Below are 16531 nucleotides of genomic sequence, written 5' to 3'. Positions count from 1 at the left end.
CGTATGTGTCGCCCCCCGTTTAGCATCGAACCCGCAGCACGCGACAGGCACGCCGTGATGTTCTCTCAATGGAAATCGCGCGACTTGGGCAGCACGCGCACCTGGCGCGGGTGGCCCTGACGGGTGCGACGGCCGGCCAGCAGGTGCCCGGCGGCCGGCGGTGCATCAGGCCCGCCCCGCACCCGCTCGTCCTGTCCCGGATCGGCCTGCGGCGAGGGCATCTGGCGCACATCCTCGAACAGGCGGGCGAGGTCGCCGGTGCGGTCGAACACCCGCTCGCCCATCACATGGATGACGCCCTCCTTGCTCTTCTGCACCCGCCCCTCGACCACCACCAGCCGCGCGCCCATCACCTCCGCCCGGTAGCGCTCGAACTGGCGGGTCCACAGCAGCACGTTGACGATGCCGGTTTCGTCTTCCAGCGTCATGAAGATGGCGTTGCCCTTGCCCGGCCGCTGGCGCACCAGCACGATGCCTGCCGTCCGCACCCGGGCACCATCGCGCACCCCTGCGATCTCCGCACTGGAGGCCACCCCCTCGGCGGCGAAGAGCGGGCGCAGAACGCCCATGGGATGCCCCTTCAGCGACAGGCGCGTGGTCTGGTAGTCGACGGCGATCTGCTCGGGCAGCGGCATGAGCGGCAAATGCGCGTCCGCATCCGTGCCAAGCTCGCGCGCCTGCGCCACCGCGAACAGCGGCAGCGGCTCATCGTCCGGCAGGCGCCGCATGGCCCAGGCGGCCTCGCGCCGGTCCAGCCCCATGGAGCGGCAGGCATCGGCATCCGCCAGCTTGGCCAGCGCCGCCACCGGCAGGCGCGAGCGATGGGCGAGAGTCTCGATATCGTGCAGGAAGCCCCGCTCCCGCGCGTCGGCAAGCTGCAGGCTCCACGCCTCCTTGAAGCCATCGAGCTGGCGCAGGCCGAGCCGAAGGGCCAGCGGCACGCCGGGCGCGTCGCGCTCCAGCGTGTTGTCGTGGAAGCTGTAATTCACATCCGGCGAGCGGATCTCGACCCCATGCTCACGCGCGTCGCGCACGATCTGCGCCGGGGCGTAGAAGCCCATGGGCTGGGAGTTGAGCAGCGCAGCGGCGAAGATCGCGGGATAGCGGCATTTCAGAAAGGCGGAGATGTAGACCAGCTTGGCGAAGGAAGCGGCGTGGCTTTCGGGAAAGCCATACTCGCCGAAGCCCTTGATCTGCTCGAAACAGCGGGCGGCAAAGGCGGGATCGTAGCCGCGCGCGCTCATCCGCTCGACCAGCAGCTTCTGGAAGGTGCCGATGGTGCCGTGATGGCGGAAGGTCGCCATGGCGCGGCGCAGATGGTTGGCCTCCACATCGGTGAATTCCGCCGCCACCATGGCGAGTTGCATCGCCTGTTCCTGGAACAGCGGCACGCCCAGCGTGCGCGACAGCACCTCGCGCAGTTCGCCGGGGGGATGCGGCGGCGCTGGCGAGGGATAGTCCACCTTCTCCAGCCTGTCGCGCCGACGCAGATAGGGGTGCACCATATCCCCCTGGATCGGGCCGGGGCGGACGATGGCGACCTGGATGACGAGATCGTATAGCCGGCGCGGCTTCAGGCGCGGCAGCATGTTGATCTGCGCCCGGCTCTCCACCTGGAACACGCCGATGGAATCGCCCGCGCACAGCATGTCGTAGACATCGGCCTGCTCGCGCGGCACCTCGGCAAGGCCCCAGTCGGTTTCCTCATGGGCGCGCAGGAGGTCCAGCGCCTTGCGGATGCAGGTGAGCATGCCGAGCGCCAGCACATCCACCTTCAAGAGGCCGAGCGTGTCGATATCGTCCTTGTCCCACTCGATGAAGGTGCGGTCCTTCATCGCCGCCTTGCCGATCGGCACCGTCTCGTCGAGCCGGTGCTGGGTCAGCACGAAGCCGCCGACATGCTGGGAGAGGTGGCGGGGAAAGCCGAGCAGGCGCGTGGCAAGGCCAAGCGCCCGCGCCACCAGCGGGTTTGACGGGTCGAGCCCGGCCTCGCGCGCCTGGCGCTGGTCGATTTCCTTGCCCCAGCTGCCCCACACCGTGCCGGCGAGGCGGGCGGTGACGTCCTCGGTGAGGCCGAGCGCCTTGCCGACATCGCGGATCGCGCTTTTCGGGCGATAGGAGATGACCGTGGCGACGATGCCCGCCCGCTCGCGGCCATAGCGCTCATAAATATACTGGATCACCTCCTCGCGCCGCTCATGCTCGAAATCGACGTCGATATCGGGCGGCTCGTTACGCTCGCGGGCGATGAAGCGGGAGAACAGCAAATTGCTGGTGGCGGGGTCCACAGCGGTGATGCCGAGGACAAAGCACACCGCCGAATTGGCCGCCGAGCCGCGCCCCTGGCACAGGATGCCGCGCTTCTTGGCGAAATCGACAATATCGCGGATGGTGAGGAAATAGGGGGCGTAGCCGAGCTCGTCGATGAGGCCGAGCTCGGTTTTGAGCTGGCGCTCCACCTTGTCGGGCACGCCGTCGGGATAGCGGAGGGCGGCGCGCTGGAAGGTCAGCTCCTCCAGCCGGCCCTGCGGGGTGTAGCCGGGCGGCACCGGCTCCTGCGGGTATTCATATTTCAGCTCGCCAAGGGAAAAATCGAGGCGGGCGAGATAAGCCGCAATCTCCTCCAGCGCGTCGGGCGCCTCACGGAACAGCCGGGCCATCTCGCCCGGGCTTTTAAGATGGCGCTCGGCATTGGCCTCTAGCCGCCGCCCCGCGCTCTCGATGGCGACGCCTTCGCGGATGCAGGTGAGCACATCCTGCAGGTCGCGCTGGTCGGGATGGTGGTAGAGCACGTCATTGGTGGCAATGAGCGGCACCCTCGCCTTTGCCGCCAGCGCCTTCAGCCCCGCCAGCCGGCGCCGGTCGTCGCCGCGCCGGCGCATCGCCGCGCCGAGCCACAGCGCGCCGGGTGCCGCTTCGTCGAGCTTGGCCAGAAAAGGGGCAAGGGCCGGCAGGCCCTTAGCCGGCATATCATCAGGCGGCATCAGAATGAGCGACAGCCCGCCGGCATCGGCCAGCAGGTCGTCGAGCAAAAGCCGGCACTCACCTTTCCCAACCCGCAGATTGCCTGTCGTGAGCAGCCGGCACAGCCTTGCCCAGCCGGCCCGCGTCTGCGCATGGGCGACGATGTCGGGCGTGCCGTCGGCAAAGACCAGCCGGGCCCCAACGGCAAGGGTGAAGGGAAGTTCCGCCCCCCGGCCGGCATCGGCCGCCGCCTCGGCCTGGGGGCGCAGGAGAAGAGCGAGAATGTCCTCCTCCGCCTCTTCCTCCTGCTGCGTCTTTCCGTCGGGAGAGGATGCGGCCCCGCCCCGCGCCAGGCTTCGCGGCGTAGCGGGCGCAGACGCGTCGTCATCCTGGAGAAATGTCGCCTGTTTCCGCGCCTCCCAGAATCCCCTGTACCGCGCCTCGATCTCTTTCACCGCCGCATGCGCCCGCACCACGCCGGCCACGGTGTTGCGATCGGCGATGCCGAGCCCGGCATGGCCGAGTGCGATCGCCTGCCCCACCAGATCCACCGCGTGGGAGGCGCCGCGCAGGAAGGAGAAGTTCGAGGCGGCGACGAGTTCCGCGTAGAGGAGCGCGCGTGCATGTGGGTGCATCATCGCCTCACGGAAACAGGCCGTGCAGGAACCAGCGCGGCGGGCCAGCCTCACCTTGCGCCTCGCGCTCGTACAGGCCGGCGCGGAACAGCCAGAAGCGCCGGCCCTCGCGGTTCTCCACCCGGTAATAGTCGCGGGTCGGCGCCGCCTCCGGCCGCCGCCACCATTCCGCGGCGAGGCGCTCGGGCCCCTCGGCACGGGCGACCTCATGCACCACGCGCCGCCAGCGGAAGCGCAAGGGCGGGCCGTCCGGCACCTCGGCCAGCGCCTCCACCGGCTGGGGCGGGTCGAACAGCGTCAGCGGGCGCACCAGCGCCTCGGGGGGCGGCGAGGGCGCGGGCAGCGGAACTCCACCCGCCGGCACCAGCGCGCTGGCGCGGTCGGGGTCGTGGGTGTCGCGCTGGAGGAAACGCAGCACCCGCTCGCGGCCCAGCCGCACGCCAAGCCGGTCGACCAGCGCCGCAACTTCCTCTTCCTCCACCGCGCGGCCGTCGAGGCTCACCTGTGCGGGGGAGAGCGGCTCCGCCCGTATCACGCCGAGCCGCACCAGATCGAAGCCGAAGCCGGGGTCGAGCGGATCGGCAAGCGCCTCGATCCGCTCGTGCCAGAGCCGGGCAAGCGCCACCCCGTCGCGCAGGGGCCGCGCCGTCTCTATCTTCAACCGCCGCACCGCCCCATCGGTGCGGAAGAAGCACGCCTCGAAGGCCCGCCCGCCCATCGCCCGCGCCTCCAGCATCAGGGCGAGGTCGTCGACCAGACGTGCGAGCGTCGCCTCGATGTCAGCGGTGCGGGCGATGGGCTCGGCAAAACGTCGTTCGGCGATGCATTCCGGCAGCGGGCGACGCGGCACAAGGCGCACATCCTCGCGCCCCAGCGTGCGCTCCAGCCGGGTGAGAAGCTCCCTGCCGAAGCGGGCGGCGAGGGGCGTGCCGGGGCGAGCGGCAAGGTCTCCGATGGTCTTGAGCCCGGCGCGGGAAAGCCCGGTGACGATCTCCGCGCTCACGCCCAGCCGGGCGACGGGCAGGCCGGCGACCGCCTGAGCCTCCCCGCCCGGGGGCACCACGCCCGAGCGCCCCACGCCCCCCTGCCCCGAACGCGCCAGCGCCCGCGCGGCATCGGGCGTGCCGGCAATCACCGCGAACGCACTGGCGCCATGGCGCTGAAGATGGGTGAGCAGGCGCGTGCGCAGCGCCGCCTCGCCGCCGAACAGATGCGCGCAGCCGGTGATGTCGAGGATCAGCCCGTCCGGCACCCCCTCGGGGGTGTCGAGCGCCACCAGCGGCGTCCAGCGATCGCAATCATCCGCCACCTCCTCCAGAAAGGCGGCATCGGCGGCAGGGTCATGGTCGATGACCGCGAGCCCGGGCACGCGGGCGCGCGCATCCGCCAGCGTCAGGCCGGGGGTGAGCCCGGCCCGGCGCGCGGCACGGTCGACGGCGGCGAGACGCAGCGCGTTCTGCACCTTCTCGACGAAGACCAGCGGCGCCGGGGCAAGGGGATCGTCGAGCGCTGGATCGCCCGCACGCCCCCCTCCCCTCGCGCCCTCAGCCGGCGCGGCGCAGCGCAACGACCTCGCCCCGCCCCGCCTCCTGCGCAGCCGCTCCATCCGGTCGGCCGGCAGGAACGGGAACCACAGCGCGAGATAGCGGGTCGAGGTCGCGGAAGGTACAGGCCTCATGGTCCCACTCCAATATCCAGTCGCCGCCCTCCACCGGTCGCCCGCCCTCACCGCCGCGATGGCGCAGCAGGGTGGCGTGGAAGGAAGGCCCGCCTGGCGCGTCACCCGCCAGCGGCGCCGAGGCCGCCGGCGTCACCCGCCAGCGCGTCGCCACAGCCGTGGGGGCCGGCTGCGCGGTCCTGTGCAGCAGAAAGCTCGTCACCCCGGAGGTCGCCGCCCGCAAGGCGAGGCGCCGCGTGGCGGTGAGGTCGAGTGCCTTCGGCGTGCCCCATATCTCGATGAGCAGCGCGCCAAGGCCGGCGCAGCGCACCGCGTCGCCGGCCGCGCGCAGCACCTCCGCCCCGTCGCGCGCCCGCACCAGGATGAGGCGCGCCGGGTCAAGGCCGAGCGCGGCGAAGCCCGGCGCATCGAGCCGGCCGAACTCAGCCTCCGCCATATCCTGGCGCACCCACAGCAAGGGCCGCCCTTCCGCCCCGCCACGGCGCACGGCCCGCAGCGCCAGCGCCAGCGCGAAGCCGGTGGCCGCCGGCATGTCGGCGCTCGCCGCCGCCTGCACCTCATGCAGGGCGCCGCGGGCGAGACGCACGCCGCCCGCCTCCGGCCCGGCAGCGCCAAGGCAGAAGGACGAACCGACGCCGGGCAGACGCGCGCCCTCCAGCCCGGCGAGCCTCTTCCTCAGCGCCGCCACATCGCGGATCGGATCCATGGGGGGCTTTCATCGTTCATGTTTTGTTCCTACTTAAAACGACTCCATCCGCGCCGAGAGTCAAGCCATCAGTGAGAGCCTCACCCCTGCTTGGGGTATCCACCGGCCGCGCCGCCCGAAACGTCCACAGCACGTTGCCGGCAGAGTGCCAGCAAGCGACATATTCGTAAGGGTTCAGGTTCGTAAGGGTGCCGGCGCCACAGAGCCGAAGCGTTGAACAGGAACGGCCTCAGCGGCGCCAAGAACAGGCTGCCGGGAGAGCGTCATCGCCGCGAGAACGGCGCGCCAGGGCGGCACCGGGGCGCCCCTTACTCGCGAGTAACTGAAGTGGCGTGCGCCGCTTCGTCGGCGGTGACGAGGCGGCCTTCCTCGGCCCTGTAGTAGAACTGGCTGGCCACCATCCAGCCCTTGAGCGGGCGTAGCGGCGGAATGCAGGTCAGCAGCAGCACCGGCAGTGTGGTGACGAGGTGGACCCAGTAGGGCACCTGAAATGCCACTTCCAGCCACAGGCCGAAGATCACCGCCGGCACGCAGACGAAGCAGATGACGAAGAAGGCCGGGCCGTCCGCCGGGTCGGCAAAGGAATAATCGAGGCCGCAGACCTCGCAGCGCGGCGCCAGCTTCAAGAACCCGTCGAACAGCTTGCCCTCGCCGCAGCGCGGGCAGCAGGCACGCATGCCGCAGGTGAAGGGCGACAGCCGGGCATAGTGCCGGTCGGCGGCCGGCACGGAAGGCAAGCGGGCGGACATGGCGGTTCTCCTGCGCGCCGGCACTCATCGACGCAAGCGCACTGACGGCGCACGGTACATTCAAAAACTAGTCAGTGACGCATTCAATGTCAATACAATATTATATTGACTGTATATTGACCGCATTTCAGTTCGTCGCCGCCAAACCGTCGCGAAAACGCGCAAGGCCGGTAACGGGAGCGGGTCATTAACCAATTGCGGGCATGTTTCCGGGGATAAACGCCACGGCGATTCGCCGAACACGAGTCCTGAAGTCGCATGAGTAACGTTGTCCCGTTCCCCGTCCGTGTCCCCGCTCCCGAGAGCGAGGGCGACCTCGATATCGACATCCTCACCGCCGTCGATGTTGCCATACGCGATCTGCGCGACATCGCCTTCCGGCTGCGCGGCGATGCGAGCGGCCAGGAGCAGGCGCATGAATGCCTCGACATGCTGACCCGCGCGCTGGAGAACGCCCGCGCGCAGGGCTGAACCGGCCGGCGCAGGGCCGCCCCACGCTCAGCCGATCAGCTGGTGCAGCAGGAACAGCCCGGTCTTGATGAAGGCCCAGACAACGCCCGAGACGACGCCGAGCGAGGCGACGGCCACCGCCATACCGGTGAGGATCCATATCCCGTCACGCTCCAGGATGCCGAGCGCGAGAATGCAGATGGCCAGCGCCGGCAGCATGTTGCCAAGCGGGATCGGCAGCACCAGTACCACCGCCAGCACGAAGCACATCACCCCGACGATATTCTCCGCCGGCGGGTGCGCGAGCACGCCGAGGCGTGGCCGCAGCAGCCTCTCCGCCCGGGCGAGCCAGGGCGTCGCCTTGGCGACGAAGGCGGCGAAATCCTTGCGGGCGATGGAGCGGCGGGCGATGATCGGCGGCAGCCAGGGCGACCAGCCGAGCGCGAGCTGGGCGGTGAGGAAGACCAGCGGCGCGCCGAGCACCGAGGACGTGCCGGGCGGGGTGGGCAGCGCGTTGGGCAGCGCAAAGATCAGCATCAGCGGCCCGAAGGCCCGCTCCTGCATCACCTTCAGCAAATCGCCCACCGCAATGCGCTCTCGCGATTCATCCGCCGCAATGCCGTTCAGCACCTCGGACAGGCGCAATGCCGCGTCCGGCCCGGCGGTCTGCCGGTCTTCGGCACGGTCTTCGGTCGGCGGCGGGGACAGCACGGCGGACGACACTCCTCCCGGGGGAACCTGGAGACCGGGACGATCGCCCCGCCCGCCGCGAAGACAGGACAGGCGGGTCGGCGCACCCCAGATCAGGCCCGCGACGGGACCTTTCCTTCACATAGGGACGGAATGTGACAATGGCCAGAAGCTCGGACGAGAACCCCGGGCCACAAGCCGCTGCTCAGGTCCAGCTGAACAGGAAGGCGCCGACAGCCACAAGCGTGATGACCACCACGGCGATCGAGTGCTTCATCGTCCAATTGTGCAGCGTCACGGCGTTGTTCCCTATGAATGTTGCCAAGCTGTGGCCTCTCCGGCCGGCTCCGTCAACATCATGTCAGTTGAAGATGCGAAGCGAAGCCTTTAGGAAGGCGCCCCTTCCGGCGGGAGCTTTTGCATGAATTTCGGCCCCACCCCATTTTGCGGCCTCGATTTCGGCACGTCCAACACCACGCTGGCCTTCTGGCGCGAGGGCGGCCCGGTGCTGGCGGCGCTGGAGGACGGCATGACCACGGTGCCGAGCGCGGTTTTCTACGACCGGCAGGGCGCGCTCGCCATCGGCCGCGCCGCCATGGCCCGCTATGTCGAGGGCGAGGACGGACGGTTGATGCGCTCGCTCAAGGCGGTGCTGGGCAGCGCGCTGATCGAGGAGAAGACCCAGATCGGCCGCCGCGCCATCGGCTTTCGCGAGGTGATCGCCGATTATCTCAGGGCGGTGAAGGCGCGGGCGGAAGACGATGCCGGCACCGGGCTGGCCAGCGTGGTGCTCGGCCGGCCGGTGTTCTTCGTCGATGACGATGTGGCCGCCAATCGCAAGGCGGAGGACACGCTGCGCACCATCGCCGCCGATATCGGCTTCCGCGAGATTTCCACCCAGTTCGAGCCCATCGCCGCCGCGCTCGACTATGAGCAGCAGGTGGCGGGCGAGGAAATCGCGCTCATTGCCGATATAGGCGGCGGCACGTCGGATTTCTCCATCGTCCGGCTGGGCGAAGGGCGCCGGGGGCGCGAGGACCGTACCGACGATATCCTCGCCAATGACGGCGTGCGGATCGGCGGCACCGATTTCGACCGCACGCTGAGCCTTGGCGCGCTGATGCCGCTGCTGGGCTATCGCAGCCCGATGAAGCGCCCCGGCCGCGATGTGCCGAGCGGTTATTTCCACGAACTGGCGACCTGGTCGAGCATCAACCGGCTCTACACGCCCAGGACCGTGCGCGAACTCAACGAGGTGCGGCGCGAGGCGGCCGAGCCGCACCGGGTGGAGCGCCTCATCCGGGTGATCGAGGAGCAGCGTGGCCATACGCTGGCGATGGAGGCCGAGGCGGCGAAGATCGCGCTAGCCGAAGCCAAGGAGGCCCGGGTCGATCTCAGCTGGCTGGAAGCGGGGCTGTCGGTGGGGGTGACGCCGGACGAACTCGTCGCCCACACAAAGGGCCTGGCCGATCGCATCGCCCGGCGGGTCGGCCTCTGCCTCGATCAGGCCGGGCTGAAGGCGGGCGACATCGACGCGCTGTTCCTCACCGGCGGGTCCACCCGGCTCGCCCATGTGCGCGCCGCCATCCGCGCGACCGTGCCGCAGGCGCGCACGGTGGAGGGCGACACGTTCGGCTCGGTCGGCACCGGCCTCGCCATCGAGGCCGCGCGCCGCTACGGCAAATTCAGCCGTGGCGCAGATGGAAGGACTTCGGTCGCGTGAGGTTCTCGAAGCCGATGCGCGAGAGCGAGGCCCCGCGCCCGGTGTCCTTCACCCCGGTCCAGGCGAGGCCCGGGTCGAGATAGTCGCAGCGGTTCATGAACACGGTGCCGGTCTCGATCTCGCTGCCCAGCCGCTCGGCCGCCTCAAGGTCGGTGGTCCAGACCGAGGCGGTGAGGCCGTAGGCGCTGTCGTTCATCAGCGCCAGTGCGTCCTCATCGCCCTTAACCTTCATGATGCCGACCACCGGGCCGAAGCTCTCGTCCCGCATGACCGACATGGAATGATCGACCCCGGTCAGCACCTGCGGCGCGAGATAGGGCGTGCCTTCCCTGTCGGCGGGAAAGGCGGCGGGATCGATATGGGACGTCGCGCCCCGGTCCACCGCCTCGCGGATCTGGCCGCGAATGAGGTCGGCGAAGCGCTTCTGCGCCATCGGCCCTAGCGTCGTCGCCTCATCAAGCGGGTTACCGAGCACGTAGTTCGAGGTGAGGTCCACGAAACCGTCGACGAAGCGGTCATAGAGGCTTTCGTGCACATAGATGCGCTCGATGCCGCAGCAGCACTGGCCGGAATTGTAGAAGGCCCCGTCCACGAGGTTCGCCACCGCAAAATCGAGATTCGCATCGGCCCTGACATAGGCGGGGTCCTTGCCGCCCAGTTCCAGCCCCAGCGGGGTGAAGGTGCCCGCCGCCGCCCGCTCGATGGCCCTCCCGCCCTCCACCGAGCCGGTGAAATTGACGAAGTCCACCGCCCCCGAGCCGATGAGGCGGGAGGTCTGATCGTGGGTCAGCACCAGATTGACGAACAACCCCTGCGGCAGGCCGGCGCGATCCATCGCCATCTGGAAACGCTCCCCGACAAGGAGGGTCTGCGCGGCATGCTTGAGCAGCACGGCGTTTCCCGCGATCAGCGCCGGGGCGATGGTGTTCACCGCCGTGAGATAGGGATAATTCCAAGGCGCCACCACCAGCACGAGGCCAAGCGGGTCGCGCCTGATGTAGCGGGTGAAGCCGGGCCGGTCGTCGTGCGGGATGACCGGGGCCAGCGCCTCCTCCGCCATGTCGGCGACATAGCGCACCCGCTCCTCGAAGCCGCCGAACTCGCCGCCATAGCGCACCGGGCGGCCCATCTGCTGGGCAAGTTCGGGCACGATCTCCTGGTTCATCGCCAGCATGGCGTCGAGGAAGCGCAGCACATGCGCCGTCCGCTCGGCAATGGGCACACGGCGCCAGTCGCGCTGTGCCGCGCGGGCACTCGCCACCGCGCGCTCGATCGCCGCCTGCGTGGCGGCGGGACGGCGGGCCAGTTCCGAGCCGTCGATCGGCGAAATACAGACGATGTCGTTCATGTCACACCCGCGACGGCCTCGCGGATGGCGTTCCGCAGGCGGGAAGATATAAGATAGAGTGGATTCGTACAGCCCTCAGGGCTCCACGCGGGCCCCTGTCAACCTGGGTTGCAGATGGGCCGCAATTCGCTTAATTCGCCCGAATTCAGACTGAATGGTCTTATATTACCCCCTGCCTGCCGTTATGATGCGCCACGATACCGGCGCCACACTCTCCCGATCCTCCCTCATGACCATGATCGGTATGCCGCGATGAAGCCGAACAAGTCGAGCGTGTCGCCGCTGGGGCCGCGAATCGTCTCCGCCCGCGCCGCGCGGCCTGAACATGAGGACATGTTCGACCTCGCGCCGATCTCGCTGTGGCTGGAGGATTTCAGCGCGGTGCGCGAGCTTTTCGATCGCTGGCGGGCCGAAGGCGTGACATCGCTGCGCGACCATCTGCGCGGCCACCCCGATCGCGTGGCCGAGTGCTCGGCGCGCATCAAGGTGCTGCAGGTCAACCAGCGCACGCTCACCCTGTTCGAGGCCAGCAGCCTGTCCCACCTCGTCGCCAATCTCGACAAGGTCTTTCGCGACGACATGCTCGTCACTCATATCGAGGAATTGTCGCAGCTCTGGGACGGGCATACGAGCTTTGCCAGCCAGGCCGTCAACTACACGCTGACCGGCGAGCGCCTCGATATCCAGCTCAAGGGCATCGTCCTGCCCGGTTACGAGGAGAGCCTCGGCCGCGTCCTGCTTTCCGCCGAGGATGTGACCGCCCGCGAGACTGCTCGCCGCCAGGCCGCCAGCGCGGAGCGCTATGCCAAGGGGCTGTTTCAGCACTCGCCGGTGTCGCTATGGGTGGAGGATTTCTCCACCATCAAGCAGCTGATGGACGATCTGCGTTATCGCGGCATCGAGGATTTCCGGGTGTTCACCGATGTGCACCCTGAATTCGTGCAGCGCTGCCTCAGCGAAATCCGGGTGATCGAGGTCAACCACCATACGCTGGAAATGTTTGGCGCCGGCAGCACCGCCGAACTCACCGAGAATGTGGCGGATATCTTTCGCGACGACATGCAGCGCCATTTCCGCGAGCAGCTGATCGAACTGTGGAACGGCCGGATCTTCGACACCCGCGAGGTGGTCAACTACACGCTGGGCGGCGAGCTGCTGCATGTGCATCTGCAGTTCTCGGTGCTGCCCGGCCATGAGGACGACTGGTCGCTGGTGCAGGTGGCGCTCACCGACATCACCGCCCGCAAGAAAGCCGAGGCCTATCTCGAATATCTCGGCAAGCACGACGTGCTGACCAAGCTTTGCAACCGCACCTTCTATGTCGACGAGTTGAACCGGCTGGAGCGTCGCGGGCCGTTCCCGGTCACGGTCATCATGATTCACCTCAACGACCTGAAGAAGGTCAACGATCATCTCGGCCAGGCCGCCGGCGACATGCTGCTGCGCCGCGCCGGCGAGATCATCGCCAAGGCTGTGGACCCGCAGCACTGCGCCGCCCGCATCGCCGGCAACGAATTCGCGGTGCTCATGCCGGGGACCGATGCGGAAGCGGGACATGCGGTAATGGAGAACATCCGCGAGCTGGCGGTGCTCAACAACCAGTTCTATTCCGCCAGCACACTCAGCCTGTCGCTCGGCCTCGCCACCAGCGCGCCGGGCGACCGGCTGGAATTGGTGGTCCGCCGAGCGGAAGCGAAAATGGTAGAGGACCGGCGACCGGCCGATCCCGGCCTTTGACCCCCGTCCACTTGAGACAGGCGTGTGCCCGCCTCAGGCGCCGGCCCGCACGGTCAGGTCTTGCAGCTCGGCCAGATGCACGAAGCACAGCTTGTTGCCCTCGGGGTCGCGGCCATAGGCGCCGTAATAGTCGGGGGCATAGTCCGGCCGCAGGCCCGGCGCTCCCTCATCAATGCCGCCATTCGACAAAAGCGCCCGCCACGCCGCGTCCACCGCCGCCGGCGAGGGCGCGGCGAAGCTCACCTGCGTGCCATTTCCCCAGCTCGCTGGCAGGCCGTTGAACGGCAGCTGCACGAAGAATTGCGGCCAGCGCCGCCCCGGCATCAGCCACATCGAACCGGGCGGCCCGCCATCGGACGGCTCGTCGACCCGCTCCAGACCAAGCGGCGCCAGCACCGCGTCGTAGAAGGCGGTCAGCCGGGAAAGATCACGCGCGCCGAGGATGATGTGGCTGAACATCGGGGCCTCCCTAATCCTGCTGATGCACGGCCATGCCGGCGACCCATGTTTCCCCATCCGGGACGCGCCGCGCAAGCCGAGGCGAGAATGGCCCGCAAAGCCGTGACAAAGGGTCGACACCGGCCCGAATGCGCAGTAAACGGTGGCCAGGGAATTACATCGACTTCCAGTTTGTTTGGAAGTTTTCACATATATGGATTGTAAATGAGCAATCTTCACACCGAACGTGTCCTGTCGGTGCATCACTGGACCGACAACCTGTTCACCTTCACCACCACGCGCGACCCGGCGCTGAGGTTCAAGAACGGCCAGTTCGTGATGATCGGCCTGCAGGTGGACGGCAAGCCGCTGCTGCGCGCCTATTCCATCGCCAGCGCCAATTACGAGGAGACGCTAGAGTTCTTCTCGATCAAGGTGGCGAACGGACCGCTAACCTCGCGCCTCCAGCACCTCAAGGTCGGCGACGAGGTGATCGTCGGGCGCAAGCCCACTGGCACGCTGCTGGTGGACTATCTCGTCCCCGGCCGCCGGCTCTATCTGCTTTCCACCGGCACCGGGCTGGCGCCGTTCATGAGCCTGATCAAGGACCCGGAGACCTACGAGACCTACGAGAAGGTCATCCTCGTCCATGGCGTGCGCACGGTCGGCGAACTCGCCTATCAGGACTTCATCGAGAACGAGCTGCCGGAGAACGACTATTTCGGCGAACTGGTGCGGGAAAAGCTCGTCTATTACCCCACCGTGACGCGCGAGCCCTATCGCAATCAGGGCCGCATCACCGACCTCATCACCTCGGGCAAGCTGTTCGCCGATCTCGACCTGCCCCCCCTCGACAAGCAGGACGACCGCGTCATGCTCTGCGGCAGCCCGCAGTTGCTCGACGACATGCGCGTCATTCTCAAGGAAAAAGCCTTCGAGGAAGGCTCGACCACGGAGCCGGGCGACTTCGTGATCGAAAAGGCATTCGTCGAGAAGTGAGGCGATGCGGTCGCCTCAGGGGCGCGCCGCTTTTCTCAGCGCACCCGGCGGTCGGAATCCCAGCGGTCCCGGTCGGCGCGCGCCGCCTCTTCCGGCGACAAGACGCGGTATTCGGCCTCGATAATATCGGGGCCCCCGCTGCGGCCGGTGCGCCGGCGCCCGCCGAACAGGCGATAAGCCAGACCGGCGATCACGATGATGGGAAAGACAACAAGGAACACGCTGGCCGCCACCAGCGCCAGCGCGGTGCCGAGCGCCAGCGCGACGGCGACGACGAGCGCCACCTGCCACCAGCTCACTTTTCGGACAGTGAAACGCATACGATCGAACGGGTCGGTCGAGCTCATCCTTTAGGTCTTTCCTCCTGACGCGGTCACCCCGCGAAAATGCGATATGGGGAGCCGGCACGCGGCATTCCAGCGCCGCATGTGCAATTTCAATGACACGGCGTCCGGAGCCCTTCCCATCGGAGGGGCCGCGGGCCGGGACCAGAACGGGGGATGCCGATGCTACGCGACGCGGTGGAAGACGATCTCGCCGGCATTCTCGCCATCTACAATCACGCCGTGCTGAACTCGACAGCGATCTGGAACGACACCCCGACCGATCTCGCCAACCGCCTCGCCTGGCTGCGTGACCGGCAGGGGCGCGGCTACCCGGTCATCGTCGCTGCGGAGGCGGGCGAGGTGCTGGGCTATGCCAGCTTCGGCGACTTCCGCCCCTTCGAGGGCTTCCGCATCAGCGTCGAGCATTCGGTCTATGTGGCGGAGGCGGCGCGCGGGCGCGGGCTGGGGCGAGCGCTGGTGGAAGCCCTGTTCGCCCCGGCCCGGGCGCTCGGCAAGAAGGTGATGATCGGCGGCGTCACCGGCGGCAACGAGGCCTCCCTCGCCCTGCACGCCCGCCTCGGCTTTCGGGAAACCGGCTGCATGCCCGGCATCGGCACCAAGTTCGGCCGGCGGCTCGATCTCGTCTTCGTGCAGAGAGAGTTGTGAGCGAAATTTATATGGTTGTGTTTTTTAAATAAAACAATTTATAGTTGTGGCTCTCAGTTTGGGGGCTGCTATGACCGGCCACTATTATGTTTGGGCAGTCGCTGCCCTGATCGCCATTGCGTTTCCGCTCATTGTAATTGCCATTCGAGGCAATATACGCGCTGAACGCATCGGCATAATCATAGAACTCGAAAAAGCATTTCAGTTCCCAACCAAAAATCCCTCGCTCGAATTAGTTAAGTCAAAATACGATCAAGCTGAGAATAAGATAAAAGCGCGCCAACTTATATTCAGCGCGATACCCTATATGATGATATCCACGATCGGAATCGGCATTATACTGACCCCAGTGGACACCGTCTTCGACGGAACGACAGCCACGAGGGGGGCGCTGTTCCATCCACTCCTGTTCATGACCAATCTGGAGAAGTGCCCGCCTCTGCCGGCCACTCAAAACACGCTGGAGCCACAGGCGGCGCCTGCGGCATTACCCGCTGAAGCGGCGCCGGCCGCACCCTTGGCAATGCCCGGAACTGTGACGGAATGTGACTTCGCTGACGCCTTAACGATACTCGCCTTCACTTTCGCCGGCGGCATCCTGTTCTCGCTGCACTATCTGTTGCGCGCCGTGACCAATTTCGAGTTGGGTCCGCTGACCTTTCTGCGGGTGACGGTGCATATGCTGTTCGCACTTGCCACCGTCATGGCGCTATGGCGCTTTTCCCCCGACCTGCCGATGTTTCGAGAGTTCGGATCTGCCTGGTACATAATCGGCTTCGCCTTCGGGTTTTTCCCGGAATTCGGACTGCGCTATGTGCTCTCCCGCTTGCCGCTTTACGTGAAGGGGCACAGGCAGGACCTGCTGCCCAAATCGCCCATCGTCCCGATCCAATTGATCGACGGGATCGACGCCGGCTCAGCCTTCCGTCTCGAAGAGCTGGTGATCTACGACGTTCAAAACCTCGCCACTTTCAACCCGATCCTGCTGCACGTCGAGACGCCCTTCGGCTTCTACGAGTCGATCGACTGGGTGGCGCAGGCGCAATTATGCACCATCGTCGGGCCGGAAGCGTTCCTCGATCTTCGTCTTCGCAACATTCGGACGATCTTCGACCTCGAGCGGGCCACACTGCACCACGGCTCGTCGCCCGCCATCCGCCGCGGGATTGCCGACATTGTCATGCCGCCCGAACAGAAAACGGCGGGACACCTGCCTGAAGGACAGGCGCCCATCGAATTGTCCGACGACGACCTCGTCCACCTCTTCACGGTGATGATGGACGACCTTCACGTCCACCGGCTGCGGCAAGTATGGGAAACCGTGGTCACGCGCCTCGGCACCCAGTTCGATTACCTGTCGCCGCTGGGGAAACCGCTGCTGCCCAAATAAAAAGGGCGCCCGGCGGGCGCCCTTTCATCATT

Annotated in this window: 14 protein-coding genes; 6 read left to right on the top strand and 8 right to left on the bottom strand. The window is 67.3% G+C overall.

Features of this window, described 5'->3' with window-relative positions:
- Positions 1 to 65: 65 nt before the first annotated feature.
- From EV667_RS02640 to EV667_RS02625, 4 genes are all read right to left on the bottom strand, one after another.
- Complete coding sequence (locus EV667_RS02640) at positions 66 to 3599, bottom strand: error-prone DNA polymerase (protein WP_131833773.1); 3534 nt, start codon at positions 3597 to 3599, stop codon at positions 66 to 68.
- A gap of 7 nt (positions 3600 to 3606) precedes the next feature.
- Positions 3607 to 5061, bottom strand: coding sequence for a Y-family DNA polymerase (locus tag EV667_RS02635; protein ID WP_131834980.1), 1455 nt, complete (start codon positions 5059 to 5061; stop codon positions 3607 to 3609).
- 82 nt (positions 5062 to 5143) lie between these two features.
- Positions 5144 to 5983, bottom strand: coding sequence for an ImuA family protein (locus EV667_RS02630; RefSeq protein WP_131833772.1), 840 nt, complete (start codon positions 5981 to 5983; stop codon positions 5144 to 5146).
- Between the two features lie 308 nt (positions 5984 to 6291).
- Entirely contained in the window at positions 6292 to 6732 is a 441-nt protein-coding gene (locus EV667_RS02625) for a DUF983 domain-containing protein (RefSeq protein ID WP_131833771.1), read from the bottom strand.
- 258 nt (positions 6733 to 6990) lie between these two features.
- Between EV667_RS02625 and EV667_RS02620 the strand changes: the two genes are divergently transcribed.
- Positions 6991 to 7203 carry a hypothetical protein gene (locus tag EV667_RS02620; protein ID WP_131833770.1) on the top strand — a complete coding sequence of 71 codons (213 nt, stop codon included), beginning with the start codon at positions 6991 to 6993 and terminating at the stop codon, positions 7201 to 7203.
- A gap of 27 nt (positions 7204 to 7230) precedes the next feature.
- Here the strand turns inward: EV667_RS02620 and EV667_RS02615 are convergent, their stop codons facing one another.
- A complete protein-coding gene (locus tag EV667_RS02615) occupies positions 7231 to 7893 on the bottom strand; it encodes an exopolysaccharide biosynthesis protein (RefSeq protein ID WP_131833769.1) in 663 nt (220 codons plus the stop codon).
- A 400-nt stretch (positions 7894 to 8293) separates the two neighbouring features.
- Here EV667_RS02615 and EV667_RS02610 point away from each other — a divergent pair, with 400 nt between their 5' ends.
- A complete protein-coding gene (locus EV667_RS02610; RefSeq protein WP_131833768.1) occupies positions 8294 to 9595 on the top strand; it encodes an Hsp70 family protein in 1302 nt (433 codons plus the stop codon).
- On the opposite strand, the gene EV667_RS02605 is transcribed toward EV667_RS02610, so the two are convergent.
- The gene (locus EV667_RS02605) at positions 9558 to 10943 is read right to left on the bottom strand and encodes an aldehyde dehydrogenase family protein (protein WP_131833767.1); all 1386 of its coding nucleotides are present in this window, start codon (positions 10941 to 10943) and stop codon (positions 9558 to 9560) included. The genes EV667_RS02610 and EV667_RS02605 overlap by 38 nt on opposite strands.
- Before the next feature lie 252 nt (positions 10944 to 11195).
- Here EV667_RS02605 and EV667_RS02600 point away from each other — a divergent pair, with 252 nt between their 5' ends.
- On the top strand, positions 11196 to 12680 hold the full coding sequence (locus EV667_RS02600; protein WP_131833766.1) for a sensor domain-containing diguanylate cyclase: 1485 nt from the start codon (positions 11196 to 11198) through the stop codon (positions 12678 to 12680).
- A 33-nt stretch (positions 12681 to 12713) separates the two neighbouring features.
- On the opposite strand, the gene EV667_RS02595 is transcribed toward EV667_RS02600, so the two are convergent.
- Positions 12714 to 13139, bottom strand: a complete 426-nt coding sequence (locus EV667_RS02595) for a VOC family protein (protein WP_207907663.1) — start codon at positions 13137 to 13139, stop codon at positions 12714 to 12716.
- 204 nt (positions 13140 to 13343) lie between these two features.
- Here EV667_RS02595 and EV667_RS02590 point away from each other — a divergent pair, with 204 nt between their 5' ends.
- The gene (locus EV667_RS02590) at positions 13344 to 14117 is read left to right on the top strand and encodes a ferredoxin--NADP reductase (RefSeq protein ID WP_131833765.1); all 774 of its coding nucleotides are present in this window, start codon (positions 13344 to 13346) and stop codon (positions 14115 to 14117) included.
- 35 nt (positions 14118 to 14152) lie between these two features.
- Here the strand turns inward: EV667_RS02590 and EV667_RS02585 are convergent, their stop codons facing one another.
- A complete protein-coding gene (locus EV667_RS02585; RefSeq protein ID WP_131833764.1) occupies positions 14153 to 14464 on the bottom strand; it encodes a hypothetical protein in 312 nt (103 codons plus the stop codon).
- A gap of 159 nt (positions 14465 to 14623) precedes the next feature.
- On the opposite strand from EV667_RS02585, the gene EV667_RS02580 reads away from it, so the two are divergent.
- Positions 14624 to 15109 carry a GNAT family N-acetyltransferase gene (locus EV667_RS02580; protein ID WP_131834978.1) on the top strand — a complete coding sequence of 162 codons (486 nt, stop codon included), beginning with the start codon at positions 14624 to 14626 and terminating at the stop codon, positions 15107 to 15109.
- 70 nt (positions 15110 to 15179) lie between these two features.
- Positions 15180 to 16499 (top strand): hypothetical protein, encoded by a 1320-nt coding sequence (locus tag EV667_RS02575; RefSeq protein ID WP_131833763.1) that lies wholly within the window; start codon positions 15180 to 15182, stop codon positions 16497 to 16499.
- Positions 16500 to 16531: the final 32 nt, after the last annotated feature.

It is taken from the genome of Ancylobacter aquaticus (assembly GCF_004339465.1).
Classification (GTDB): domain Bacteria; phylum Pseudomonadota; class Alphaproteobacteria; order Rhizobiales; family Xanthobacteraceae; genus Ancylobacter; species Ancylobacter aquaticus.
This window is presented reverse-complemented; position numbering and strand designations above follow the sequence as displayed.

What these genes read in the sequence shown, in the direction of transcription:
- EV667_RS02640 (WP_131833773.1), bottom strand. Translation starts at nt 3,599, where the DNA reads ATGCACCCACATGCACGCGCGCTCCTCTACGCGGAACTCGTCGCCGCC.
- EV667_RS02630 (WP_131833772.1), bottom strand. Translation starts at nt 5,983, where the DNA reads ATGGATCCGATCCGCGATGTGGCGGCGCTGAGGAAGAGGCTCGCCGGG.
- EV667_RS02625 (WP_131833771.1), bottom strand. Translation starts at nt 6,732, where the DNA reads ATGTCCGCCCGCTTGCCTTCCGTGCCGGCCGCCGACCGGCACTATGCC.
- EV667_RS02620 (WP_131833770.1), top strand. Translation starts at nt 6,991, where the DNA reads ATGAGTAACGTTGTCCCGTTCCCCGTCCGTGTCCCCGCTCCCGAGAGC.
- EV667_RS02610 (WP_131833768.1), top strand. Translation starts at nt 8,294, where the DNA reads ATGAATTTCGGCCCCACCCCATTTTGCGGCCTCGATTTCGGCACGTCC.
- EV667_RS02605 (WP_131833767.1), bottom strand. Translation starts at nt 10,943, where the DNA reads ATGAACGACATCGTCTGTATTTCGCCGATCGACGGCTCGGAACTGGCC.
- EV667_RS02600 (WP_131833766.1), top strand. Translation starts at nt 11,196, where the DNA reads ATGAAGCCGAACAAGTCGAGCGTGTCGCCGCTGGGGCCGCGAATCGTC.
- EV667_RS02595 (WP_207907663.1), bottom strand. Translation starts at nt 13,139, where the DNA reads ATGTTCAGCCACATCATCCTCGGCGCGCGTGATCTTTCCCGGCTGACC.
- EV667_RS02590 (WP_131833765.1), top strand. Translation starts at nt 13,344, where the DNA reads ATGAGCAATCTTCACACCGAACGTGTCCTGTCGGTGCATCACTGGACC.
- EV667_RS02585 (WP_131833764.1), bottom strand. Translation starts at nt 14,464, where the DNA reads ATGAGCTCGACCGACCCGTTCGATCGTATGCGTTTCACTGTCCGAAAA.
- EV667_RS02580 (WP_131834978.1), top strand. Translation starts at nt 14,624, where the DNA reads ATGCTACGCGACGCGGTGGAAGACGATCTCGCCGGCATTCTCGCCATC.
- EV667_RS02575 (WP_131833763.1), top strand. Translation starts at nt 15,180, where the DNA reads ATGACCGGCCACTATTATGTTTGGGCAGTCGCTGCCCTGATCGCCATT.